Origin of the sequence: Kurthia huakuii LAM0618 (genome assembly GCF_000505545.1) — a bacterium.
GTDB lineage: Bacteria > Bacillota > Bacilli > Bacillales_A > Planococcaceae > Kurthia > Kurthia huakuii.
In genome coordinates this window covers 41,979-65,766 of record NZ_AYTB01000012.1, presented here as the reverse complement: position 1 = coordinate 65,766, position 23,788 = coordinate 41,979, and the positions used below count along the sequence as shown (strand labels likewise).

Sequence of the window (23,788 nt, the reverse complement as noted above, 5' to 3'; positions counted from 1 at the left end):
AATGATTCCGATTGCAAATATTTATTATATGCTGAGCTATAGCGCAGGGCTGTTGCCGGAACAACGCGAGCGCTTTGTTACCGCGTCAGGCGATAATGAATTGCTGGAGTTATTTGCGCAAACATTTGTGCGCCGCTTGATACCCATTATGAAGCGAGGTTTTTATAAGGAATATGTGACGACCGCACAGGAAACGACGGCGCCGCGCGGCAAATTAGTAATGCGCGAATCGATGCGTCTTGTTCCTCAACCACGCGTTGTGAGTGAGGTCGATGAATTTACGGTCGATATCGTGCCGAATCAACTACTAAAGGCGACGCTACTAAAGCTTAGTCGTGATAAGTCGCTTACAAATGACACGCTACGTCAACTCCAGCGGTCGTTGCGTTATTTTCATGATGTGACGACGATTCAAGTGACGTCGCAGCATTTTGCGGCATGGCAATTTCATCGGCATAATCAACATTACCACATATTGCTCGACATTTGCCGCATCATTCATGACTATACGATGATTGATGAAGCGGATGGACGTCTACGTTTTATCGATTTTGAGCGTACACATCGCATGCATGAGCTCTTTGAACGTTTTGTACGCAATTTTTATAAACAGCATTTGCCTGATTATAACGTGTCACGTGAATATTTAGATTGGCATGTTGGTCGCGTCGTTACAGGGGACCGCTCGCTGATTCCAAAAATGCAGACCGACATTTGTATCACGAATGCGCGGCGTAAGCTCATTATTGATACGAAATATTATGAACATACGCTCATGACGACGCGCTACGGTGCTGAGCGTGTGCATTCACAAAATTTATATCAGCTCTATAGCTATTTAGAAAATGCCGAGGTGCGTCCGGTTATGGAAGGAATGCTGTTGTATCCGCAAGTTGATGAGCCGCTTGATTTAGTCGTCGAGCTAAATGGGTATCCGTTAACGGTCGCGACCGTTAATTTGAATGCGCATTGGACAATGATTCATCAGCGGCTAATGGCGTTAGTTGAGCGCACGTAAAAAGAGGAATTGCGATTCATGCGCAATTCCTCTTTTTATTAGTGAATATCTTTTTTCTTGAAATTCCCGCCCTTTACTTCGGCCGTATCATAGACGGTAACGAACGCATTTGGATCGGTTTCGAAAATAATCGTTTTCATCTTCGTATCTTCCATACGGTTGATGACACACGTTACTTCTTTAAACATTTCATTAGAGTAGCCGCCATACACTTCAGAAAGTGTTGCGCTACGGCCAAGACGGTCACGAATCGTTTCAACGAGTAAATCCGGGTCCTTCGTAATGACCTTGTATGTTTTGGAGCCGCTTAAACCTTCTTCAACGATATGAATAACTTTCGTGGCAATAAAGTAAGCAAGGCCTGACAGGATAGCACCTTCTAAGCCAAAGACCGTTGAAACGAGGATAAAGACGAACATATTTAAAAATAAAATTAAATCACTCGTCCCAAATGGTAATCTGCGTGCGAGTAATACCGCTAGCATATCAATACCGTCTAACGCACCACCGTTACGCAATGCAAGACCCATACCAAAACCTAAAATAATACCACCAACAACGGTAATTAATAGCGTGTCGCCTTTGATAATCGTTTCAACTTCGTGAAGAACAATCGTCCCAACGGCCAATGTCACGATTCCAAGCATTGAATAGAACGCAAAACTTTTACCAATTTGTTTGTAGCCTAGCCAAATGAAAGGAATATTAATAATTGCGATTAACGCACCAAGTGGTAAACCAACTAATTGTGATAGGACGATACTAATACCGGTAACGCCACCATCCGATACACTATTTGGGATTAAAATGGCTTCTAAACCATAAGCGGCAATTAAAGCGCCTATCATGACCATTAGCGCTTTAAACGAGGCCTTACCCAATTTTTTCTTTTGTGTTTCTGCCATAAAATCTCCTTCGCTCTATTATAAATTGTCGTACTATCTATTATTTTAAAGAAAAATCGCTTGAAATGCATAGTTATAAGTATTTTTTTCAGAAAATTTCTTGGAAAATGTTTAATTTAGTAAAAAATTGCTCATGAAGCAGCTATTGTCGCCTAGTGTTTTCGTGGTAAAATTTAATAACGATTAAAAGGGGGTGTGCGCGATGAGTATAATCCAAATGTACGCCGTGACGTGCAATGAACGAGAACAGCTACAGTATCAAAAAAAGGCGATTAAAAATACCGGTGATACCGATGCACTGCGCGGTGAAATTTGCCGGGAATTACACGCCAATCGCTACGCGGTCATTCACTACTGTGATGAAGTCGTTATTTTACTTGATGAAGTAGCCGCGTATAAAGCGCATCAGCCCATCTGGACCATTTGTTTAGAAAACGGCACGCAAATGGAGCTCTCTGGTAAATTGTTATTTGCGCGTACATGGCCAACCGAGCGCGGTATTAAACTTATTCCTATTCGCGCCGCAGATATATTTCATATTCGTTGTTTTGCGAATCTACGTGTTACCGGCTGGACACATCACTAAAAAACAGGAATGGCGCCAAGTTGGCACGATTCCTGTTTTGTTAATTATTGAACTTTAAAGAAGCGAATTTCTTGTAAGAGCGCTTCGGCACGCTCAGATAATGCTTCAGCGGCTGCTGTTACTTCTTGCATCGAAGCTAACTGTTCTTCAGATGCGGCCGCGACGCTTTCAGAATTACCTGAAGCATCTTGTGATAATGTCGCAATTTGTTGCATCGCACTAACAATATGTGTAGAAGAAGCGGACATTTGTTGCGCGACTGCGGTAATGTCCATAATTTGACCGGAAATATCAACGATTGCTTCATTGATTTTCGTAAAGCCTGTGCCTGCTTCTGATACCGCATTCATACCCGCAGAGACATCTTCAGAACTGCGTGTCATCGCTACAACGGCTTGTTTTGTATCGGTTTGGATTTCCGAAATCAGCGTGGCGATATCATCTGCCGATTGTTTGGATTGCTCAGCTAAATGGCGCACTTCATCGGCTACTACAGCAAACCCTTTACCATGTTCGCCGGCGCGCGCTGCTTCAATCGCTGCATTTAGCGCCAATAGATTTGTCTGATCTGAAATATCAGTAATGACACTAACGATATCAGCAATTGCTGTAGAGCGTTCATTTAGCGAGTTAATGCGCTGTGCTGTATCATTTGTCGATGTGCTAATTTGATTCATTTGTGTAATGACTTGGTCAATTGAGTGTTGACCATCTTGTGCAATTTGTGTGGCGTTATCAGATAGTTCGGCTACGGAATGAGTTGCTTCTGCAACGCGCGTTACGCCAGCCGACATTTCTTCTAGTGCGCGTTTATTATCGTCAATATAATCTTCCTGCATACGAGAACCCGATGCGACTTCTTGCATCGATGACGTAATTTGTTCGGTTGCTTTTGATGTTTGGTCAGAGCTTGCCATCAATTGTTCGGAAGATGATGCGACATGCTCACTACTTTCCGATACTGTTTCGACAAGATTTTGTAAGTTTTCAACCATTTGATTAAACGATGTTGTTAATTCACCGATTTCATCTTTTGTGCGTACGTCTAACGTTTCGACTGTTAAATCACCGTTGGCAACGCGTTTAGTCGCATCTGTTACACGTGTAATCGGCGTCGCTAAAACACGTGCAAACACAAGACTCGTAATAACCGCTGCAATGACTACAAGAATCATTAGGACAAGCATTAAGATAAAGACTTGATCAGCATGTTGATTGTTAGCGTCATTTTCTTTTGCCATATCTTGCGCTACTTGAGTCGCATAATCTTGTGCTGTTTTCATCATTTCTTGACCAACAGGAAACACTTTTGTTTGCCAATAATCGATGGCTTCTTTTTGTGTCCCACCATTTTTCACTAACGTATTCATATCGTTAAATTGTGCTGCAAAATCATTGTTAAGTTCGAGTAACGAAGCAAGTACGTCTTTATCTTTTTGCGATGTCACGAGCTGCTGTGAACGTTGTAGACGATTGTCAATTTCATCTTTTGCCTTATTAAATTCTTCTTCATTTTTAAGTGCAGTAGAGACGATTAAACCACGTACAGCGAGCGATTGTTTGACCGATTCACTGACGACTACTTGAATGTTGTTGCGTACTTCCCCCTGATGATCGATAAGCTCTGCATAAGAATGAGACGTCGATTGTAGTGTGTAAATAGAGTAACTAATTAAAGCACCAAAGGCGACGGTAATACTTAGTAACACAACTAAAATCTTCGTTTTAATACTTTTCATTTCATAAACCCCCTTTTATTCCGAAAATTCATTTTATTATATCTGATAATAAAATACTATTCTAGTGAAAGTAGTAAAACGGGACATTTATGCTAATTTATAAGCGAAAACAAGCCCTAATATCTAGTAAGTGCTATTTTAAGCAACTTTGGCATTGTTAAAGCGTACTATTTAAATAAGAATGGAGGGATAGAAATGAAAAAATGGTTCATTGGAATCATCGTGTTAAACGTTGCGGTCATTGGCTTGTTATGGGCATGCATTGTCAGTGGCACGAAACCGGTTGCCACAGGACAAACGGCGTATATGATCATTTTAGGCGCGAAAGTGAAGGCGAGTGGCGAACCTTCACTAGCATTGAAGGAACGTTTAGATGTAGCGGTGCCGTATTTGAAAAAATATCCGCATGTTCAAGTCATCGTATCTGGCGGCAGGGGCGACGATGAACCGATTTCAGAAGCGGCGGTGATGGCACGCTATTTGGTAGCGCAAGGCATCGCAGCATCGCGCATAACGACCGAAGCGCAATCGATGTCAACAACTGAAAATATTCGCTATTCGAAAAAGTTATTGCCAAAGAATACGACAGAGGTGACGCTCGTATCGAATGATTTTCATCTTTACCGCGCCACGTATTTAGCGAAAAAAGCCGGACTGACGGCAACTGTTTTAGCTGCTCGTACACCGCAGTCGGTCACGCTACAATTGCATATACGAGAAATGGCTGCGATTGTTAAAACATGGCTCGTTGGGCATTAAAATTTGCGACAAATAAAACCACCTTTCTTCGATTAATGTTCGAAAAAAGGTGGTTCAATTTTGAAGCAGGTCGGTGCACAACCGAGCTTTGTATTACACTGTTTTTTTCAGTAATGTATAGCCATAGCCAATGACCGCGCCAATAATCGCTGGCACAATCCAACCAAGTCCTAAGCTATAAAATGGTAGGAACTCAGCGTAAATTTGTACGATGTTGTTTAAGAACGTAACGCTTGCTGCAGGAACACTGCCAACAAGTGCTGTGTAGCCATCGATAATACTAATGAAAAAGGTTAAGAACATCGCTGTCGCAAAAACGGCGCGGCGTGCGTTAAATAACGGTGCGCATAACGCCAAAATGATGAGCACGATTGCGAGTGGGTAAAGGAACATCAATACAGGGACCGCATACGTAATGATATTGTTTAAACCGAAGTTCGCAATTGTAAACGATACCGCACATAAAATAAATACATACCATTTGTAGCTAATGCGCGGGAATACTTCATGGAAAAATTCACTACATGACGTAATTAAGCCGATACTTGTTTTTAAACAAGCAAGGACGATAATAATCGCTAATAAAATGGCACCAAATGAACCGAAATAATGTTCGGCAACAGCCGCAAAAATGAGCGCGCCATTTTCAAATGAACCGATTGTCCCAACGCTCATGGCACCCATATACGTAATGAAGCCGTAAATTAAACTCATTAATAAAATCGCAAAAAGGCCGGCTTTCCATGTCGCATTGGCAATCGCTTTTTTATCGGTAATGCCTTGTTGTTTAATCGCATTAATTACGACAATCCCAAACGCTAACGATGCTAACGCATCAAGCGTATTGTAGCCTTCTTTAAAACCGGTAATAAAGGCGTGGTCGACATAGTCACCAACAGCACCTTGGAATGAACTCATCGGTTTCACAATGCTAATAATGATTAACACGAATAAAAAAATTAAAAAGGCCGGTGTTAAATATTTACCAATGTAATCCATAATCTTTGCTGGATTTAATGAGAAGTAATAGACGATTGCAAAGAAGACGAAACTAAATAACGCTAAAAATAACGTGATATGTTCCGGTGCGATAAATGGTTCAAAGCCGACTGTAAATGGCACAGTCGCTGTACGTGGAATCGCAAAAAATGGTCCAATCGTTAAATAAAGTGCTACTGAAAAAATGAGGCCAAACTTTGGATGCACACGACTACCTAAATCGCGTAGGCCATTGCTTCCTGTTAGGCCGATTGCTAAAATCCCCATGAGTGGAAGGCCCGTCGCTGTAATAAGGAAACCAATTAATGCTGGCCAAAAGTTTTCTCCAGCGAGCTGTCCAAGTTGAATGGGAAAGATTAAGTTACCGGCACCGAAAAATAGCCCAAATAACATCGTACCAATCAAGGCATAGGTTGAAAATGAAACATTGTTTTTACTCAAAAAGAGCCCTTCTTTCTACTATGAAATTATTAGATACATACAAAGCGAGATCAATAACAGAAGGTGGCAATGAAGCGTGCAATATCGAAAAAAGGAATCGCTAGGTTGCGCGATTCCTTTACAAAAGTAAATTCGAATAGGTCCATAAAAATGGACACTTTGCCTCGTCAGAAGCACTAAATCATGAAGAAAGTTGCGATTTACTCGCAACAAAACCGTTCAATAGCACTTAAATAACGTACAATCATACGCTTTCTTATTAACGGTAGACAACCGGATGCGCTTACTATTAGTTCAGCGTATCTTCTCGGAGAGGATTTTCAATCAAAGGTAGTAGGCTGTTTTGCACCAGTTCAACAGCTCTCTAAACTACTGCACTAAGATTTACTCGTTCTCGTCAATGAATTTGTATGCTCTATGTTGTGAATTATCGTAACAAACTGACAATTCGCTGTCAATAGTTAATTTATGTCTTTGAGTGAAAGTTGTGGTTCTAAGTAGCTATGAAAAAAAGAATACAAAAATTATTAGGTAATTATTCTTTTTTTCTATTTTTTATTTATTTTTAAGTTACCGAGTGGTCAATTTGTAATAGATAAAGAATATTATAACGCATAGTTGAAAAGAAGGGGATTGATTCATATGAAAAAAATCATGTTCGCCGTATGTGGCGCAATGTTCGTTGCGGTAGCACCTATTACAGCAAGCGCTGCGACTGAAACAGCAGCAGTCGTCGTGGAAACGAAGACGGAAACTGTTACATGGAAACCGATGAGCGATCAATCATCCGCTCAGAAAAAAGTACCTGTTATTACACCGGACAAGGCTGCAGTGAAGAAAAAAGTATCGAAAAAAAAGTCAAAAAAATCTTCCACAACGAAAAAATAAACCTTCTTCTTAAGCTGCGTTATTCACCGATACAAAAATCCGACATCCCGTATAAAGGAATGTCGGATTTTTCGTTTACTGCGATTCCCATAGCATTAAATCTTCTTCATCAATAAGGTGCTTCGTCAATGGTTGCTGTGGCTGTTTTGCGACGCGATAATCGACATTGTGAATCGCTTTTTGAACAATATTGCGTACGAGACCAGCATTCGCAAATGTGTCATCGCGATATTCATACACATTCATTAAATAAAACGATAGCGCACGCATCGCTTGTTCGGAATAGGCATAACCAGATTCTTGCGCTATATGCAGTGCAATTTCAAGCAGTTGCTCCGGCGTATAATCAGGAAAGTGGAGCCAATCGCGGAAGCGCCGCTGTAGACCTTCATTATTTTGAATAAATTGCGTCATTTTAGCAGGATAGCCAGCGACAATGACGACCATTTCATGGCGATACGCCTCTAAATAGTTTAGTAGCGTATCAATAACGCGCTTGCCAACATCTTCAGGGCCATATTGTGTTAGCTGATAGGCTTCGTCGATAAAGAGCACGCCATGACGCGCCCGTTTGACATATTGTTGGGTCAACCGTTCCATATCGCCGACATGTGGCCCAACTAGCATATCACGCGTCACTTCAACGAGTTCGCCGCGCTCGACAATGCCAAGTGCCTCATAAATTTTCGCGATAATGCGTGCTACGACCGTCTTACCGGTCCCTGGATTCCCTGTCAGCACAAAATTCGTCGTCAAATGTTCGACATTTTTTTGTTCGTCTCGATAGTAACGTGTTAAGTCGATTAGTTTTGTAATCGACTGTTTGACGTTTTCTAAGCCGACGAGGGCATGTAATTCATTGAGCGCTTGCTGCAATAACTCTTCTTGTATCGGCACCGTAAAGCTACGCGTCTGTTCTTCTGCGACAACCGCTGCAACGTCGGCTGGCGTAATCGTCGCGAGCACTTCCGGTGTCCAATGTGCGCGGTTCATGTCGAGACAACGGAGCTTTTGTGCAGTCACCATTTTTGTAACATCTTGTCGTACAGTGCGTGCATTCGCAAAGTAGCTATCTTTTTTACGCCATAAGCGGATAAATTCTTTTGTGAGTGCTTGTTTCGCCTGTTCGTCTAAGAAACGTTGTTGTTGCTGTAACATCTGTTCGGCAATGTGTACCATTTCTTCGGGCGTATAGTCGTCGAAGTGGAAAAATTGTGTGAAGCGACTTTCAAAGCCCGGATTACTTTTTAAAAAATGCTGCATTTCTTGTGGATAGCCAGCTGCGATGCCGATAAATTTTCCGCGATGCCGTTCCATCGCTTCTAAAATTACTTCAATCGCTTCTGGCCCAAAATCTTTTGCAGAATGGCGATTAGTAAGTGCATAGGCTTCATCAATAAATAAGACGCCACCCATTGCTTCGTCAATTTTTTTCTGTGTTTTTGGTGCGGTTTGGCCAATATAAGAACCGACTAACTGTTCGCGATTAACGTGGACAACATGCCCTTTCTCTAATAAACCAAGCTCTTTATATAGTTTTGCTAACATGACCGCAACTGTTGCTTTACCGGTCCCTGGATTGCCATAGAGCACCGTATGGCTCGCGAACGATGGCGTATGTTGTTCAAAGCCAAGTTCGGCGGCTTCAGCATTAAATTGTAAAATGCGCACCATATCATGCAGCGACTTTTTAATTTTTGTTAGGCCGACCATCGCATCAAGCTCTTTTAACGCCACAATGTCACGAGCAGTAGCAATTGGCGTTTTGAAGCGCACAGGGCCCGCTGACTGAATCGTTGCTCCTTCTTTTACATAATCACCGCGACCATTTTCTGCATATGTAGCGGTGCTTAATTGGACGTTTGCGGCATCTTTTTTTTCATAAATACCATATTGTTGATTGTGCTCAAAGCGACTGCTTATGACCGATGCGGTTGCATCTGAATGAATGTAGAGGCCATCGCGCTCAGCATATTCTAAAATACTATTACGCATTTGCAGCGATGCCATGCGCGCGACGTGAATATTATCGTAACCACTCGTGCGAATCGTCGAACAATCAACGATGCTATGGCTATGTTCTTTTACAATCAGGCCATATTCTTTGGCATCGCTTAGACGACTATTAGACAACGTTAAATCGCTGTCATTCAGCGCGATATTACAATAGCCATTTAGCGCAATATCGCATTGATCAATCGTTGCAACACTGCCTTCTGTTAACCAGACCCCGTGCTCGGTATTATGTTCAATCGTTGAGTTTTTAATATGAATTGTTGATTGGCTGCCACCAACGCCCGGATATCGGCATTCTTTCACCGTACAATCGTTGATGTCAACAGTTGCTTGTTCGCGTGCCCAGATGCCGTTTTGGTTGGCTTGTTGTAGCAAGCACCGCGATAACTTGAGGTGACTGTTTTTTTCGACGATAATGTGTGAAGCGCGTTGATGTTTAAATTGACAATCATGAATCGTGACGTTCGCACGCGCTTTTAGCCAGACTGCGCTTTGGAGACCATCAAAAAATTCACAGTTTTCAATATCGAGTGAGCTCGCTTCAATACCGACTGCTGGAAACTTATTGCGAAATAGCTTTGATTGTTTCATCGTCACTTTGCTATTGTCGCTTACCCACAAGCCATTTTTCGATGAGTCATGTAACGTGCAGTCAACGAGGTGGCCGTCACTATTTACATAACAAACATTTGAGCCGGTATTATGATTGAAATTGCAGCCAGTAATGTGCGCAATCGAGCGTTTTGACACGTAAAGGCCGTCTGACGCTGAATGATTGACTTGGCAATTTTCAATATTAATCATCGAATCAGCTAGCTCGACATTTGCATACGTATTATCGCTAACTGTACAGTCAATGACTTGCGCTTTTGCTTGATCCTTCATCCAAATACCACATTGTTTGGAATGCGTTAATTTCGTTTTTTCAACGAATAGTTGACTATGTGCCATGCTAATATTTGGCTTTGCATTATGCGTTAACTCGCTATGCGAAATGCTCATAACACTTTGATTGAGCGCCCATAAGCCCGCGCCATCATGACTATGTTTTGCGGCACTATTTGATAACGTCGTTTGTGTGCCATCTACTTTAATATTCGATTGTTGCGAGCGTAGCACCTTAGCATGATGCATGATAAGCTCGCCATCAACCGTTGATATACCAAGCTTTGTACTATCAATAATCGTACTATGCTCAATATTCATAACGGTTTGCTGGCTATAAATACCACACGTAGCATGATGAATCGTCGTGTTTTGAATGGTCGCAGGCGCTGTTGCATAAACGCCATAATCACCTCCGTGGATTTGGCATTGCAACAAAGTCGTTGGCGTTAATACGGTTAGCGCATTGCCCGTTTTAGGCTCAAAAGTACAATTCGTAAAACGTACCGTACCGTGCTCAGTCGTCACCGTCTCGTAAAAATGAATATTGTCGATGCGCACATCTGCTGTTATATGAATGGGCTGATAAAATGTTGCCGACTGCCCTTTAAGTTGAATGTTTTTTGTAATCGTTAACGCTTCATGAAATTGTCCTGTCACGTCGATTGTATCGCCAGCTGTTGCGACTTTTAGCGCTGCCGCAATGGTTTTATAGGGCGAAAAAGATTCTGTTGATACGATAAGTGTTTGTCCCACAGTTGCTCACCTCATATTCTTCAAATACTTCTAGTCGTTCTATACCCCAAGTTTATTTTAATGAAAACACTGTTTCTGTTTTCATAATATACGAAAAATAAGGTACGATTATTCATGAGACGAAAGGGGACAATCATTTGATACGACAAGCTAAAAAAGAAGAGGCGATGCACGCGGCAGAACTTGCCTTATTGCTATGGCCAGATAATGATTTAGCGGAATTGACAGCGGAATTTGATGCGCTTATTGACGATGATGAGGTGCTCGTTTTACTTGCGTTCGATGATAAGTGTGCTGTTGGTTTTGCGCATTGTCAGTTGCGCGATGATTATGTAGAAGGTACTGAGACGTCGCCGGTTGGCTATATGGAAGGGTTATATGTTCGCGAGGCATACCGGATGAACGGCATTGCGAAGAAATTGATGGCGCGCTGCGAGCAGTGGGCAAAAAATCAACAATGTCAGGAGTTTGCGAGCGATTGTGAGTTAACGAATGATGATAGTATCACGATGCATCGTAAACTAGGCTTTATCGAAGCAAATCGCATCGTTTGTTTTACAAAACGATTGCGTTAAAGGCTAAAAAAGAGGCGGGGACATACGTGTAAAAACACCGTCTTATATGAGCATAAGAAAAACCGGAACCGCGCTGTAGCGTCGTTCCGGTTTTTCGTTGCGAACTCTAAAAAAGGAACATGAACTGTTTTGTCAAAGCCGCATTTTTATTACTTTAAGGAATCGACAAAGCGTTTAATACGCGTTACCGCTTCTTGTAAATTTTCTAATGAGGAAGCGTATGAACAGCGAATATGCCCTTCGCCACTTTCACCGAATACATCACCCGGTACAACCGCTACTTTTTCTTGTTGCAGCAGTTTTTCGGCAAATTCCTGTGAGCTTAAACCAGTTGATTTAATCGATGGGAAGGCATAAAAGGCGCCGCCAGGATTGTGACAGCTTAAGCCCATATCGTTAAAGGATTCAACGATGAAATTACGGCGACGGCGATAGCTTTTGACCATCATATCGACTTCAGGACGACCGTTGCGTAGCGCTTCAATCGCCGCATATTGTGCCATCGTAGAAGCACACATTAATTGATATTGGAATACTTTAAGCATCGCTTCTGCAATATCATGAGGTGCACAGACAAAACCTAAACGCCAGCCGGTCATCGCAAAGCCTTTTGAGAAGCCATTAATTAAAATCGTACGCTCGCGCATACCTTCAATTGCTGCAAAACTCGTATAGTCTTCATCATATGCCAGTTCTGCATAAATTTCATCGGAAATAATTAATAAGTCATGTTTCATCGCATACTGTGCAATGCCTTCTAACTCTGCTTTTGAGAGCATCGTACCGGTCGGATTGTTTGGCGAACAAATCATAATCGCTTTTGTGCGCGCTGTTGTCACCGTTTCTAGTTGCTCAGGTAAAATTTTGAAATCATTTTCTTGCAACGCTTGTACAGTTACCGCTGTTCCGCCCGCAAGCTCGACAGTAGGGACGTAAGATACGAAACATGGTTCAACGACAATGACTTCATCACCAGGGTCCAAAATTGTTCGCATCGCAATATCAATCGCTGAACTTGCGCCAACAGTAACGATAATTTCGTGCTCGGCATCATATGTAACGTCAAATTCATTGTACATATATTGGGCAATTTCTTGACGTAATTCAAGTAAGCCGGCGTTTGGTGTATAGGCCGTAAAACCTTGCTCTAATGAACGAATGGCTTCTTCACGCACATGCCAAGGTGTGACAAAATCAGGTTCGCCAACACCAAGTGAAATGACGCCCTCCATGCCAGCAGCTAAATCGAAAAATTTACGAATGCCAGATGGTTTTAGCTCGCTCACCATTTTGGATACATAGCTTTTTCTAGATGCGATCATTAAGGTGACACCACGATTCTTTTGTCTTGATTACCAACCTCTAAAACTGTGCCATCGTGCTTGTATTTCTTTAAGATGAAATGCGTTGTTGTTGAGATAACTGAATCAAGTGTTGATAATTTTTGTGACACAAAGTTTGCAACTTCATTCATTGAACGACCTTCGACGATAACCGATAAATCATAAGCACCTGACATTAAGTAAACAGACTGTACTTTGTCGAAGCGGTAAATGCGTTCAGCGATATCATCGAAGCCGACACCTTGTTTTGGTGTTACTTTCACATCGATCATCGCACGAACTCCTGGGTGTTCCTCGATTTTTGTCCAATCGACAAGCGATAAATAGCGAACAATAATTTTTTGATCTTCTAATTTTTTTACGGCTGCTGTTGTTTCTTCTAATGTAAGCCCGACCATTTTAGCAACATTCGCTAAATCCATACGAGCATCTTTTTCTAAAATTTCAACAATTTCAATTTCTTGCGCTGTAAGTTTCATAAATTGACCTCCAAATGATGATGAGAAATAGTACGCTCATCGTAAATATCCGAATTTTTACATAAACTATTTGAATTGTCTCATAATTCGAATGTATCTATTTTACAATAGACGACGTGTAAAAGAAACGCCGTATAACAACAAAATGTTGCGAATTCGTGTAAAATGAGCAGAAAGCGGAAAAAGTAGCAAAACAGTTGTTGAAAAACACATGTTTTTCAATAACTGTTTGATAATGAACAGCGAGGTGATGAGTAATGCGCTGTAGGACAAAGCGATTTACGATTGACTATGAAAAACATGGTACGACGCAAACGACTGAAGTGCAGGCGCGTACAGCTGCAGAGGCACGCAAACAAGTACGCATGACGTGTGGGGGGAAAGTTGTCAGTATAAAAAAGGAAAGACCACGATAAGCTGGTCTTTCCTTTTTCTTTGTGCGGCAATAACTATGAAAAAGAAGCGCGTGTTGCCTTTTTTCAAATAGCGCAAAATGGATTCTCGGTTTTAAGTCGCCCAAATACGAGAATAATAAGAGTAAACGTACGAGCGAAAGGAGAGGGTAGCGATGAGAATCAGCGTATCTGAAGCAGCAAAGACATTGAAGCTAACGGCAGAACAAGTAATTGAGCGATGCGAAGACGAACGGCTTTTTGCAATCCAAGAAAATGGCATCTGGATTCTCGATAGCGATTACTTAGCACAGACGTTTCCTGCAGAAGTGTGGGTTTTTCCAGATCCTTCGCTTGGTCCGATAGCGATGTTTGTTTTTGGCGATGATATTCGCCTATTTTATAAAATGAAGCAAACGCGCGATAGCTATTTTGACGAGCATTATGACACGTTAAAACAGCGTTATCAATTAGCGCAAACGCCGTTTACAATGGAAGATGTCGATTGGACAGATATTGAAAAATATCCTGATATGGTCGATGTCGTATTTTATAGTAAAGAATTTTGTGAAGAGCAACAATTAGAGTTTATCGAGCGTTACCCGCGCATGTATCGCGGGTATCCGATTGAAACGCCGGAATTTGTCGACTTGTTTTTAGAAGAAGAAATGCTTGCGACCGAAAGTTTTATGTTAAGCGAAAATTTTATCGGTTTTGAGAAAGGGTTGCGCATTTACCGCATTTTAAAATATGGTGACAATTTGATGCCCGGTTTGTTTATGGAAGTAGCTTTTGAGCAAGAAGGGTTTCGTGAAGTGACACTCCTTGGAACAAGGCAACAAATTGCTGAAATTTATAAGTTATCGATTGAACAAACGCGCGAACTTGAAGATTTGTAGTAAGCACTATTATTGTGTCAGTGTGGTGAAAGTCGTATTATAAAAGATATTGTTTGACGAAAAGGACTGACAACATGATTGATATTGGATTAAATTTAACCGAACAGCAATTTGAAGGAAAAGAACGTGACGTTTTAACGCGTGCGCTTGATGCTGGCGTGCGCCAAATGATTTTAACAGGTGGTAGTGTTGAAGGGAGTGAGCGAGCGTTAGCGATGGCGAAAAAACATGCTGATGTGTTGTATGCAACTGCTGGCGTGCATCCGCATGATGCGAAAACATTTGATGACAATACCGCAAAGCGCTTGCGTGCACTTTATGCCGACCCACAAGTAATCGCTGTAGGGGAATGTGGACTTGATTTTGACCGAAATTATTCAGATCCGCAAGACCAATACCGCGCATTTGAAACACAGCTAGCGTTAGCTGAGGACAATGAGTTGCCAATTTTCTTGCATGAGCGCGCTGCTCATACCGAATTTATCGACGTTATGAAGCGCCATCCAAAGCTTATTGACCGCGCCGTCGTCCACTGTTTCACTGGTGACAAGGAACAGTTAACAGCGTATTTAGATTTAGGATTTCATATCGGCGTTACAGGTTGGGTATGCGACCCAAAACGTGGCAATGAATTGCGTGAAGCGCTTCAGTACATGCCGCTAGAGCGTTTAATGATTGAAACCGATGCCCCGTATTTAATACCAAAAAATTTAAAGCCCAAACCAAAATCGCGCACGAACGAGCCGATGTTTTTACCGCATATTGGTCGAGAAATTGCGGCGATTATGAATGTCGATGAGGCGGTGTTCTTTGAAGCAGTTGAAACAAATACGAAGCGATTTTTCAAATTATAACCAAAAGGCGAATGTGTCTCGTAGCACGTTCGCTTTTTGTCGTTAGTGCATCAAATAATGGAAAACAACATGCCGGTGTGGTATTCTAAGTTGAGTATTTGAATTTTTCTGAAATTATAGTATTGGCGATATGTTATAAAGGGGTAAAGGAAACAAATGGACTATCAAACTGTACAAAAAAATTGTTTGTTCCTTATTGATCAACAACAGTTTCAACTCTTTTTACGCGACCAACAGTCATTAGAAGCATCATTGCCGAAGCTTCCTTTTTGGTCAGATGAAGATTATGAAACGGCAAAACTTTCTATTTGGGCGCAGCTAAATAGTAAGCGCCTTGTTAGCGTGCGAAATTGGGACAAAACATTTGTTTATCCAGCAAATTATTTTTTAATGGAAATTATGTATAACCATGATGCAGTCGAGGAATTTTTAGCGCGATTTGCACATTATGCGCCAGCAAATTATGTCTTAACGTATTTTATTCTTCAAAAAACGACAGAGGGACTCGAAAAAATTATGAATCGTGACAATATAGATTACTATGCGTCATTCAATTCGAGTTCAAGACTGTATTATGATGCCGAACAAAAAGCGGATGAGGATGAGCTGTTTCAAAATCATCAACGACAATTGATTCAGGCGCTGATTAAAGACCGCAACAACGACAATATTTACAATACGAGTGTATGTATAGCAGTACGTAATGCGACCGGATGGCTAATAGCACATAATATCGAACCGGTATACGATATGCAAATTGGAACTTTCTAGTACGACAGCTAGAAAGTTTTTTCAGCGTAATGAGTTGCTTAAATACCCCTTGTGGTATAAAATATTAGTAGATTGAATGATGGAGGGATAACTATGTCAAAAAAAGTTGTTGTTATTGGTGGCGTAGCAGGCGGAGCATCCACTGCTGCACGTGTTCGTCGTTTAGATGAACAAGCTGAAATTATTATGTTTGAGAAAGGGCCTCACGTGTCGTTTTCAAACTGTTCATTACCGTTTCATTTAAGTGGTATTGTGGCAAATAGTGAAAAGTTATTAATGATGGACCCTGTACAATTTAAGAAAAAATACAATATTGAAGCGCGTGTTTTCCAAGAAGTAACGGGCATTGATAAAGCGAATAAAATGGTTACTATACATAACCATGCAACGGGTGAAACAATCAACGAAACATACGATGTGCTTGTACTATCGCCAGGCGCAAAACCAATTGTACCGAAACTTCCAGGAATCGATGCAGCAAACGTTTTTACGGTGCGTAATGTTGTTGATATCGAACGTTTACAACAATATGTAACACAAGATAATGTCGAAAACATCGCTGTTATCGGCGGAGGCTTTATCGGTGTTGAAGTGGCAGAAAACTTACGTTTAGCGAATAAAAACGTGTCGCTTGTTGAATTTGCACCACAAGTAATGGCACCATTTGACGATGATATGGTTCAAATCATTCATAAGGAAATGATCGATAAAGGCATCGATTTAATCGTTGGCGATGGTCTAGCTTCAATCGAAGAAAATACGATTACATTGCAATCAGGCAAAGAACTAAAAGCCGATGCAGTTGTACTTGCAATTGGCGTGCGTCCCGATACAACATTAGCGGAAGAAGCTGGTTTAGAAATCGGCGCTACAGGTGCGATTGCCGTTGATCGAAACTATGTAACGAGCGACCCATCTATTTATGCAGTAGGCGATGCGATTGAAGTATTCCACAAAATCTTACACAAAAAAACACGTCTAGCACTTGCTGGCCCAGCGCAAAAACAAGCGCGTGCGGCAGCAGATCATATGTATGGTATTACAAATCAAAACCGCGGTGTCATCGGTTCATCAAGCATTCAAATTTTTGATTATGCATGTGCTACAACAGGTATTAATGAGCGCACAGCGCGCGAGGCAGGTATTCCGGTTGATAGCGTGTATGTCATTGCTGCTGATAAAGTGGGCTTAATGCCAAACAGTAATCCATTGCATTTCAAATTAATTTTTGAAGTACCAACAGGGAAAATTGTCGGCGCGCAAGCAATTGGGAAAGGCAATGCCGATAAACGAATTGATGTGATTGCGACGTTGATTTCATTTGGTGGGACGATCGATGACTTAAAAGATTTAGAATTATCGTATTCACCAATGTATGGTACAGCGAAAGATGTTGTCAATATGGCAGCGCTTGTGGCCGATAATATTTTAGCGGGCCGCTTCAAGCAAGTGCACGTGTCAGAAGCACGTGCACTCGTTGAATCAGGTGCGTATATCGTTGATGTGCGCGAAGAGGGCGAGTTAAAAAATGGTATGTTAAAAGGTGCTCACAACATTCCACTGAGCCAATTACGCGAGCGTTTAGATGAAATTCCACGCGACATTCCTGTGTATATTCATTGTCGTTCTGCACAACGTAGCTACAACGCAACCGTAGCATTACAAGGTGCGGGCTTTACGAATGTCACGAATATGGCAGGCTCATTCTTAGGCATTTGCTTGTACGAATATTTCCGCGATACTACAGAAGGTCGCGAGCCAATCGTAACAAATTATAATTTCAAATAATACCTATAGAGGTATAAAGGGCATTTTTTCAAAAAGAATGCCCTTTTTATTATGTCTGAAAAATATTTTTTAAAATCATGAAAGCGCTTTATTGCATGTTTTTATGTATAAAACGAGAAAAAATGAATTTTTAATAGTTGCAAAAAATAAAAAAACGCTATATGCTTCAAATCAAATAATGCAAGGGGGTTTGGACCAATGGCTGAACTACTAAAAAATTTCTTTTTAAACTTATCTAATAATCGCACGATGAATGCAGGTGCACAAAAATTTGGCTTAAAATTAGGGGCACAATCTGTTGTAGCAGGTACAAGTATTGACGAAGCAATCAACACGATTAAACAGTTGAATGATGTAGGTATCGAAGCAACAATCGATAACTTAGGCGAATTTGTCCATGACCGTGCAGAAGCAATCGCCGCAAAAGAGCAAATTTTATGCGTTGTAGAAGCTATTCATACGAGTGGCGTGAAATCACATATTTCGATTAAGCCGTCACAACTTGGCTTAGATATTGATTATGATTTTTGCTTAGAAAATGTGTTGGACATTGCAGCAAAAGCGTATGAATACGGCATTTTTATTAATTTAGATCAAGAAAATTATTCGCGCTTACATGCGACGTTTACGATTTTAGAAGCAGTGCATGCGCAGTATCCGGATATCGCCGGAACCGTCATTCAAGCTTATTTCCATGAAGCGATGGACAACTTAAAGCAGCATACAGGGTATCGCTTGCGTCTTGTAAAAGGGGCGTATAAAGAGCCAGGTGATGTGGCGTATACAGACAAAGCAGCAATTGATGCAAACTACGTAAAGCTTTTAGAATATAGTTTATTACATGCAAAATATACGTCTGTTGCTACGCATGACCATCGCATCATTGCGCATGTTAAAAAATTTGTGGCCGAACATCAAATTTCGCATGATCGTTTTGAATTTCAAATGTTGTATGGTTTTCGCTCAGATATGCAAAAAGAGTTAGCGACAGAAGGCTACCATTTCACAACATATGTGCCATTTGGTGAAGATTGGTACGGCTATTTTATGCGCCGCCTTGCTGAACGCCCACAAAACTTAGCACTTGTCACAAAACAAGTATTTAATAAAAAAACAAATACGATACTTGGCATTGCAGCAGGCGCTTTTTTAGTGGGGCGCTTGTTAAAACGTTAAAATAAACAAGTGGTTGAGCTAGTCTCAATCGCTTTTTTAATGCTTTAAACGACATAATTCTCGAAAAATCGCAAAAATAGTAGAAAATAGTTGCTTTGTAAAATAATTATGCACTATAATGAAATTGTAAAATATAAATGTGCAAAATATTTTGGCACTTTCACCAAGGAGGACTTATTGATGATCGATGTAAAGAACTTACCAGACTATGTAACAGAACCACTAACAGACTTTTCAAACGATGAAAATGTAAAGGCTTATAAAGCCGCACTTGAAAAAGTGAATGCAACACTTGGCACAGACTACCCATTAATTATCGGTGGCGAGCGTGTTACAACAGATGGCAAAATTACGTCTTATAATCCAGCAAATAAATCACAAATTGTCGGAACGGTGTCAAAATCAAATATAGAATTAGCGGAACATGCGATGCAAGTCGCCGATGCAAAATTTGATGCATGGAGCAAAACGCCAGCTGAGGAGCGCGCGGCCATTTTATTACGCGCGGCAGCGATTACGAAACAGCGCCGTCATGAAATGTCAGCGATGATGACGTTAGAAGCAGGGAAGCCGTGGATTGAAGCAGATGCCGATACGGCGGAAGCAATTGATTTTATGGAATACTATGCGCGCCAAATGTTAGCGCTAAAAGATGGTAAAGCAGTTAAGTCACGTGAGGGGGAACACAATACGTTTGAGTATCGTTCACTTGGCGTTGGCGTCATTATTTCACCCTGGAATTTCCCATTTGCGATTATGGCGGGTACAACGGTGGCAGCAGTTGTTGCAGGGAACACCGTATTATTAAAGCCAGCGTCAACAACACCGGTCATTGCGTATAAATTTATGGAGATTTTAGAAGAAGCGGGTTTACCAGCCGGTGTGGTAAACTACATTCCGGGTCCTGGCGGTGAAGTGGGCGATTATTTAGTAGACCACCCACGTACGCGCTTCGTGTCATTTACAGGCTCGCGTGATGTCGGCTTGCGTATTAACGAACGCGCATCAAAAGTACATGAAGGGCAAATTTGGATTAAACGTGTTATCGCTGAAATGGGCGGTAAAGATACGATTGTTGTTGATAAAGAGGCAGATTTAGATTTAGCAGCTGAATCAATCGTCAAATCGGCATTTGGCTTCTCTGGTCAAAAATGTTCCGCGTGCTCGCGTGCCGTTGTTGTAGAAGATGTTTATGATGAAGTGCTTGAGAAAGTTGTAAAGTTAACGAATGAGCTAACGATTGGCGATCCACAAGATTTCTTAAACTTTATGGCAACGGTAATTGATGAGGCGGCATTCAAAAAGATTACTGGTTACTTTGATATCGCAAAACAAGAAGGACGCATCGTTGCTGGTGGTACCGCAGATGATTCCACAGGCTACTTTGTAAATCCGACGGTTGTGGCCGATGTTGCGCCAACTGCACGTCTGATGCAAGAAGAAATTTTTGGTCCGGTTGTCGCATTTGCGAAAGCAAAAGATTTTCATGAAGCATTAAACATTGCCAACAATACGGAATATGGCTTAACAGGGGCCGTTATTTCAGACAATGAAGACCATATTGCGCAAGCAAAACAAGATTTCTTTGTCGGCAATCTTTACATTAATCGTGGTTGTACAGGTGCGATTGTTGGCTATCAACCATTTGGCGGCTACAATATGTCCGGTACCTGTTCAAAAGCAGGCGGCCCAGACTTTATTGGCTTACATTTGCAATCAAAATCAATTTCCACAGCATTGCGCTAGTAATAGAAGAAACGCCAACACATACAAAAATGAGAACTCCCATTGTTCAGTGGGTTCTCATTTTTTTCGTTATTAGGTTCCTGTAATTTAGAAAATTTCACATAACTTTCACGCCTGTAAAATTTCTTTAAACTTTAAATTCAATTGCTTGAATTTAAATGAATTTGGGAACAATATAAGTATAACAACTGTCCATTACATAGGAAAAGATTAGGTTAAGGGAGGGATGCACATGCTGTTGAGCATATTAATTACGGCGATCGTATTAATACTTGTCATCCAAATTGTTAGAAAACGTGCAATCATTAAACAGCTAACGCGAAAGGAACGTTATTTAGCCCTAGCCTCATACTGTGGATTATTCACGATCATGATTATCGGTTATCATTTCCTCGATAAATGGGTTATGATTTTAGATGTCACAAAATTTGTTCGTAGTGTTGTCTTTTTCGTGTATTGCTTTATTACAGTATGCGTGATAGCCGTGTTGTTAGAACGTATGTTACCGAAAAAGTTACTATCTGCACTCATTAAACATCATTAACGATACGTTACATAGTGCGTAACGAATAGTAAAGCCGACATTCCGATATAAGGGATGTCGGCTTTTTGTTATTTTTCGTTTTGCATAGCGCGCATAACGAAAAATAAACATAATAAAAAAATACAGCTACTGTATAAAATATGACACCATACAGAATCTTTAAATAGCAATAACACGAATGTTAATAGGCCGGCTATTAGCGACAGAATACCGCCATCACGCGCCATCTGTTGTTCGCTTTTATTTGGTGTTGACTGTGGCACACCGGCGATTAACAGTAATAGTTTTTTTGCCCAGACGACATAGCTTAATAAGAAAAAGGTACATGCAATTGCTACTAATACAATGGAGCTCACTGCCATTCCTCCTTATTCAACGGTGCGTATTACTTGTCTATATTCGGTGAAAAAAGGAAAAACCCTTTTAATTAACTGTGTGTATTATGAAAATAAAAGCTATTTTATGCATTATTTTCCTTATTTTAACGAACGTTAATTGGTATACTAAATGGCAAGGGGGGATGTTTATGACAAGACGACATTTTGGTGTTATTGTTGGGGGGATTTTACTGCTCGTCATTGCGATGGGCATTAGTCGTTTTGCGTTTACGCCAATTTTACCGTATATGCGGGAAGATGTTGGCTTTACGTTTCAAGAAGCAAGCTATTTAGCTTCAAGTAACTATATCGGTTATTTTATCGGTGCACTATGGGCAGGCTTCTTATATAAACGGCGCAAGGGGATTTTGATTTGGAGTGTCATCATCAATGTAGCTTCGGTATTATTTATGGGCATCATTGACGTATTTAGTATATGGTTAGCACTCCGCTTGATCGCAGGAATTACTGGGGGATTAATTTTTGTCTTAACATCAAGCGTTATTATGGATTATTTAGCACATCAGGCATTATCAAAATGGTCAGGCTATTTGTTTAGTGGTATCGGTCTTGGCATTGCCTTGTCAGGTTTATTTGTGCCATTTTTAGCTAATCGTGTCATGTGGCAAGGGGCTTGGATTGGCCTGGGCATTTTGTCGGCTGTGTTCGTTATTTTTATTCATATTTTATGGCGACGGGTTGAGGTGCCGAATCTTGAAAAAGTTGAAAAATCCGCTGAAACACGCGTGACAACAGGTTTTATGCCGTGGCTCATTGTAGCGTATGGCTTTGAAGGCTTAGGTTATATTATTACAGGGACATTCCTTGTTGATATTATTCATCATATTCCAGAACTTACTGCCTATGCAGGCTATAGCTGGGTTATCGTCGGTTTAGCGGCTGTACCATCAGCGCCTGTGTGGACGTTGTTGCTTGAAAAAACGTCGGCGATGACATTGCTTGTAAGTGCGTATGTATTGCAAATTATCGGTATTGTCTTGCCGGTATTTTCACAAACGGTACCGAGTGTGTTAGTGTCATCGTTTTTATATGGCTTAACATTCGTTGGCATTGTGACATTAACGACCGCCTATGCTAGACAACGTTATCCGAAGCAAAGCGGCTTAGTTGTCTCACTATTAACGAGCGTTTATGCGTTCGGTCAAATCATCGGACCATTATTTGCAGGGAAGCTTGTAGCGGTTTATGAAGATCAGCTTGTAGCACTGGCATTTGCCGGTATTATGGTGACCGTTGCGCTTGTCGTATTAATTACCGGGCGGATTGTCACCGTACGGCAAGAAGCATTGACGTGAAAAAAGAGGTCTGAGACAATTGTCTCAGACCTCTTTTTTGTCGTTTAGTGTTGCATTTCTTGTGTAGGACCCATAACAGGTGGTACCGGAAGACCTGCTTGACGTAATAACACCGTAATTTGGCCACGGTGATGTGTTTGATGATCAATAAACATACGCAGTACAGCTCCACGCGGCGCATCGCCTTGGATAAATGGTACTGGCGTTAATAAATCTTCATCTGATAAAGTGTCTACTTTTTGTGCAATTTCATCAGCAATTTGTGCGTAAGCCGTAGCAATTGCTGCCGCTTCTGTAGGCACTTTAGAAGGGTTGCCAACCGGCGTTAGTTCTAAACCAGCAACTTTTTCAACGAAAAACATCGGTGAATTTGCTAAGTGCCAGCCTAACCAACCTAATGTGCTGTGACCTTCTACGATTGTTTGATTTAATGTGTCATTTGTTAGCGCATCGAGCACCATTTTTGTGCCATTTGAGGCGTGTGCCCAATCTTGTTTGAAATCTTCAATTTTACGATACATATTATCGACTCCCTT

22 protein-coding genes are annotated in these 23,788 nt (G+C 41.1%); 14 read left to right on the top strand and 8 right to left on the bottom strand.

Translation table 11 applies throughout. The features are described 5' to 3' along the window. The first annotated feature begins 1 nt into the window (after position 1). Complete coding sequence (locus V514_RS0109255) at positions 2-1,018, top strand: 5-methylcytosine restriction system specificity protein McrC (RefSeq protein ID WP_029499675.1); 1,017 nt, start codon at positions 2-4, stop codon at positions 1,016-1,018. Between the two features lie 38 nt (positions 1,019-1,056). Here V514_RS0109255 and V514_RS0109250 read toward each other — a convergent pair whose 3' ends face one another. Continuing rightward, positions 1,057-1,923 (bottom strand): YitT family protein, encoded by an 867-nt coding sequence (locus V514_RS0109250; protein ID WP_029499674.1) that lies wholly within the window; start codon positions 1,921-1,923, stop codon positions 1,057-1,059. 202 nt (positions 1,924-2,125) lie between these two features. On the opposite strand from V514_RS0109250, the gene V514_RS0109245 reads away from it, so the two are divergent. Further along, positions 2,126-2,509 (top strand): hypothetical protein, encoded by a 384-nt coding sequence (locus V514_RS0109245; protein ID WP_029499673.1) that lies wholly within the window; start codon positions 2,126-2,128, stop codon positions 2,507-2,509. A 44-nt stretch (positions 2,510-2,553) separates the two neighbouring features. Here V514_RS0109245 and V514_RS18965 read toward each other — a convergent pair whose 3' ends face one another. Then, positions 2,554-4,248: a methyl-accepting chemotaxis protein gene (locus V514_RS18965; RefSeq protein WP_029499672.1), complete on the bottom strand. Its 1,695-nt coding sequence runs from the start codon at positions 4,246-4,248 to the stop codon at positions 2,554-2,556. Positions 4,249-4,443: 195 nt separating this feature from the next. Here V514_RS18965 and V514_RS0109235 point away from each other — a divergent pair, with 195 nt between their 5' ends. Next, positions 4,444-5,007 (top strand): YdcF family protein, encoded by a 564-nt coding sequence (locus V514_RS0109235; RefSeq protein WP_029499671.1) that lies wholly within the window; start codon positions 4,444-4,446, stop codon positions 5,005-5,007. Positions 5,008-5,100: 93 nt separating this feature from the next. On the opposite strand, the gene brnQ is transcribed toward V514_RS0109235, so the two are convergent. Beyond that, complete coding sequence (gene brnQ / locus V514_RS0109230) at positions 5,101-6,447, bottom strand: branched-chain amino acid transport system II carrier protein (RefSeq protein WP_029499670.1); 1,347 nt, start codon at positions 6,445-6,447, stop codon at positions 5,101-5,103. Between the two features lie 642 nt (positions 6,448-7,089). Here brnQ and V514_RS0109225 point away from each other — a divergent pair. Further along, positions 7,090-7,335, top strand: a complete 246-nt coding sequence (locus tag V514_RS0109225; protein ID WP_029499669.1) for a hypothetical protein — start codon at positions 7,090-7,092, stop codon at positions 7,333-7,335. A gap of 75 nt (positions 7,336-7,410) precedes the next feature. Here the strand turns inward: V514_RS0109225 and V514_RS19710 are convergent, their stop codons facing one another. Next, entirely contained in the window at positions 7,411-10,992 is a 3,582-nt protein-coding gene (locus tag V514_RS19710) for a right-handed parallel beta-helix repeat-containing protein (RefSeq protein ID WP_029499668.1), read from the bottom strand. 137 nt (positions 10,993-11,129) lie between these two features. Between V514_RS19710 and aac(6') the strand changes: the two genes are divergently transcribed. Next, positions 11,130-11,567 carry an aminoglycoside 6'-N-acetyltransferase gene (gene aac(6') / locus V514_RS0109215; RefSeq protein WP_029499667.1) on the top strand — a complete coding sequence of 146 codons (438 nt, stop codon included), beginning with the start codon at positions 11,130-11,132 and terminating at the stop codon, positions 11,565-11,567. Positions 11,568-11,716: 149 nt separating this feature from the next. On the opposite strand, the gene V514_RS0109210 is transcribed toward aac(6'), so the two are convergent. Both V514_RS0109210 and V514_RS0109205 read right to left on the bottom strand, forming a co-directional pair. Continuing rightward, positions 11,717-12,889 (bottom strand): aminotransferase, encoded by a 1,173-nt coding sequence (locus V514_RS0109210; RefSeq protein ID WP_035944575.1) that lies wholly within the window; start codon positions 12,887-12,889, stop codon positions 11,717-11,719. Then, positions 12,889-13,389, bottom strand: coding sequence for an Lrp/AsnC family transcriptional regulator (locus V514_RS0109205; RefSeq protein WP_029499665.1), 501 nt, complete (start codon positions 13,387-13,389; stop codon positions 12,889-12,891). The genes V514_RS0109210 and V514_RS0109205 overlap by 1 nt, the downstream gene beginning before the upstream one ends. 257 nt (positions 13,390-13,646) lie before the next feature. Between V514_RS0109205 and V514_RS20375 the strand changes: the two genes are divergently transcribed. The 8 genes from V514_RS20375 to V514_RS0109165 all read left to right on the top strand — a co-directional run bounded on the left by V514_RS20375 (position 13,647) and on the right by V514_RS0109165 (position 21,559). After that, on the top strand, positions 13,647-13,805 hold the full coding sequence (locus V514_RS20375) for a hypothetical protein (protein ID WP_161630183.1): 159 nt from the start codon (positions 13,647-13,649) through the stop codon (positions 13,803-13,805). A gap of 152 nt (positions 13,806-13,957) precedes the next feature. After that, positions 13,958-14,680 carry a hypothetical protein gene (locus V514_RS0109195; protein WP_029499664.1) on the top strand — a complete coding sequence of 241 codons (723 nt, stop codon included), beginning with the start codon at positions 13,958-13,960 and terminating at the stop codon, positions 14,678-14,680. Positions 14,681-14,754: 74 nt separating this feature from the next. After that, positions 14,755-15,534: a TatD family hydrolase gene (locus V514_RS0109190; protein ID WP_029499663.1), complete on the top strand. Its 780-nt coding sequence runs from the start codon at positions 14,755-14,757 to the stop codon at positions 15,532-15,534. 156 nt (positions 15,535-15,690) lie between these two features. Further along, on the top strand, positions 15,691-16,305 hold the full coding sequence (locus tag V514_RS0109185) for a hypothetical protein (protein ID WP_029499662.1): 615 nt from the start codon (positions 15,691-15,693) through the stop codon (positions 16,303-16,305). 93 nt (positions 16,306-16,398) lie between these two features. Beyond that, positions 16,399-18,093 (top strand): FAD-dependent oxidoreductase, encoded by a 1,695-nt coding sequence (locus V514_RS0109180; protein WP_029499661.1) that lies wholly within the window; start codon positions 16,399-16,401, stop codon positions 18,091-18,093. 198 nt (positions 18,094-18,291) lie between these two features. Continuing rightward, complete coding sequence (locus tag V514_RS0109175; RefSeq protein ID WP_029499660.1) at positions 18,292-19,269, top strand: proline dehydrogenase family protein; 978 nt, start codon at positions 18,292-18,294, stop codon at positions 19,267-19,269. A gap of 180 nt (positions 19,270-19,449) precedes the next feature. After that, positions 19,450-21,015, top strand: coding sequence for an L-glutamate gamma-semialdehyde dehydrogenase (gene pruA / locus V514_RS0109170; RefSeq protein WP_029499659.1), 1,566 nt, complete (start codon positions 19,450-19,452; stop codon positions 21,013-21,015). 232 nt (positions 21,016-21,247) lie between these two features. Beyond that, positions 21,248-21,559, top strand: a complete 312-nt coding sequence (locus V514_RS0109165) for a hypothetical protein (RefSeq protein WP_029499658.1) — start codon at positions 21,248-21,250, stop codon at positions 21,557-21,559. A 68-nt stretch (positions 21,560-21,627) separates the two neighbouring features. On the opposite strand, the gene V514_RS0109160 is transcribed toward V514_RS0109165, so the two are convergent. Beyond that, complete coding sequence (locus V514_RS0109160) at positions 21,628-21,915, bottom strand: hypothetical protein (protein ID WP_029499657.1); 288 nt, start codon at positions 21,913-21,915, stop codon at positions 21,628-21,630. 170 nt (positions 21,916-22,085) lie between these two features. Between V514_RS0109160 and V514_RS0109155 the strand changes: the two genes are divergently transcribed. Further along, positions 22,086-23,252, top strand: coding sequence for a YbfB/YjiJ family MFS transporter (locus tag V514_RS0109155; RefSeq protein WP_029499656.1), 1,167 nt, complete (start codon positions 22,086-22,088; stop codon positions 23,250-23,252). A gap of 44 nt (positions 23,253-23,296) precedes the next feature. Here the strand turns inward: V514_RS0109155 and V514_RS0109150 are convergent, their stop codons facing one another. Next, positions 23,297-23,773, bottom strand: coding sequence for a DinB family protein (locus V514_RS0109150; protein WP_029499655.1), 477 nt, complete (start codon positions 23,771-23,773; stop codon positions 23,297-23,299). Positions 23,774-23,788: the final 15 nt, after the last annotated feature.

Bases quoted from the DNA above. Each gene is read 5' to 3' on its own strand.
- V514_RS0109235 (WP_029499671.1), top strand. From the start codon at position 4,444: ATGAAAAAATGGTTCATTGGAATCATCGTGTTAAACGTTGCGGTCATT.
- V514_RS0109225 (WP_029499669.1), top strand. From the start codon at position 7,090: ATGAAAAAAATCATGTTCGCCGTATGTGGCGCAATGTTCGTTGCGGTA.
- V514_RS0109155 (WP_029499656.1), top strand. From the start codon at position 22,086: ATGACAAGACGACATTTTGGTGTTATTGTTGGGGGGATTTTACTGCTC.
- V514_RS20375 (WP_161630183.1), top strand. From the start codon at position 13,647: ATGCGCTGTAGGACAAAGCGATTTACGATTGACTATGAAAAACATGGT.
- pruA (WP_029499659.1), top strand. From the start codon at position 19,450: ATGATCGATGTAAAGAACTTACCAGACTATGTAACAGAACCACTAACA.
- V514_RS0109180 (WP_029499661.1), top strand. From the start codon at position 16,399: ATGTCAAAAAAAGTTGTTGTTATTGGTGGCGTAGCAGGCGGAGCATCC.
- V514_RS0109245 (WP_029499673.1), top strand. From the start codon at position 2,126: ATGAGTATAATCCAAATGTACGCCGTGACGTGCAATGAACGAGAACAG.
- V514_RS0109255 (WP_029499675.1), top strand. From the start codon at position 2: ATGATTCCGATTGCAAATATTTATTATATGCTGAGCTATAGCGCAGGG.
- V514_RS0109185 (WP_029499662.1), top strand. From the start codon at position 15,691: ATGGACTATCAAACTGTACAAAAAAATTGTTTGTTCCTTATTGATCAA.
- V514_RS0109150 (WP_029499655.1), bottom strand. From the start codon at position 23,773: ATGTATCGTAAAATTGAAGATTTCAAACAAGATTGGGCACACGCCTCA.
- V514_RS0109205 (WP_029499665.1), bottom strand. From the start codon at position 13,389: ATGAAACTTACAGCGCAAGAAATTGAAATTGTTGAAATTTTAGAAAAA.
- V514_RS18965 (WP_029499672.1), bottom strand. From the start codon at position 4,248: ATGAAAAGTATTAAAACGAAGATTTTAGTTGTGTTACTAAGTATTACC.
- V514_RS0109175 (WP_029499660.1), top strand. From the start codon at position 18,292: ATGGCTGAACTACTAAAAAATTTCTTTTTAAACTTATCTAATAATCGC.
- V514_RS0109250 (WP_029499674.1), bottom strand. From the start codon at position 1,923: ATGGCAGAAACACAAAAGAAAAAATTGGGTAAGGCCTCGTTTAAAGCG.
- V514_RS0109165 (WP_029499658.1), top strand. From the start codon at position 21,248: ATGCTGTTGAGCATATTAATTACGGCGATCGTATTAATACTTGTCATC.
- V514_RS0109190 (WP_029499663.1), top strand. From the start codon at position 14,755: ATGATTGATATTGGATTAAATTTAACCGAACAGCAATTTGAAGGAAAA.
- V514_RS0109195 (WP_029499664.1), top strand. From the start codon at position 13,958: ATGAGAATCAGCGTATCTGAAGCAGCAAAGACATTGAAGCTAACGGCA.
- V514_RS0109210 (WP_035944575.1), bottom strand. From the start codon at position 12,889: ATGATCGCATCTAGAAAAAGCTATGTATCCAAAATGGTGAGCGAGCTA.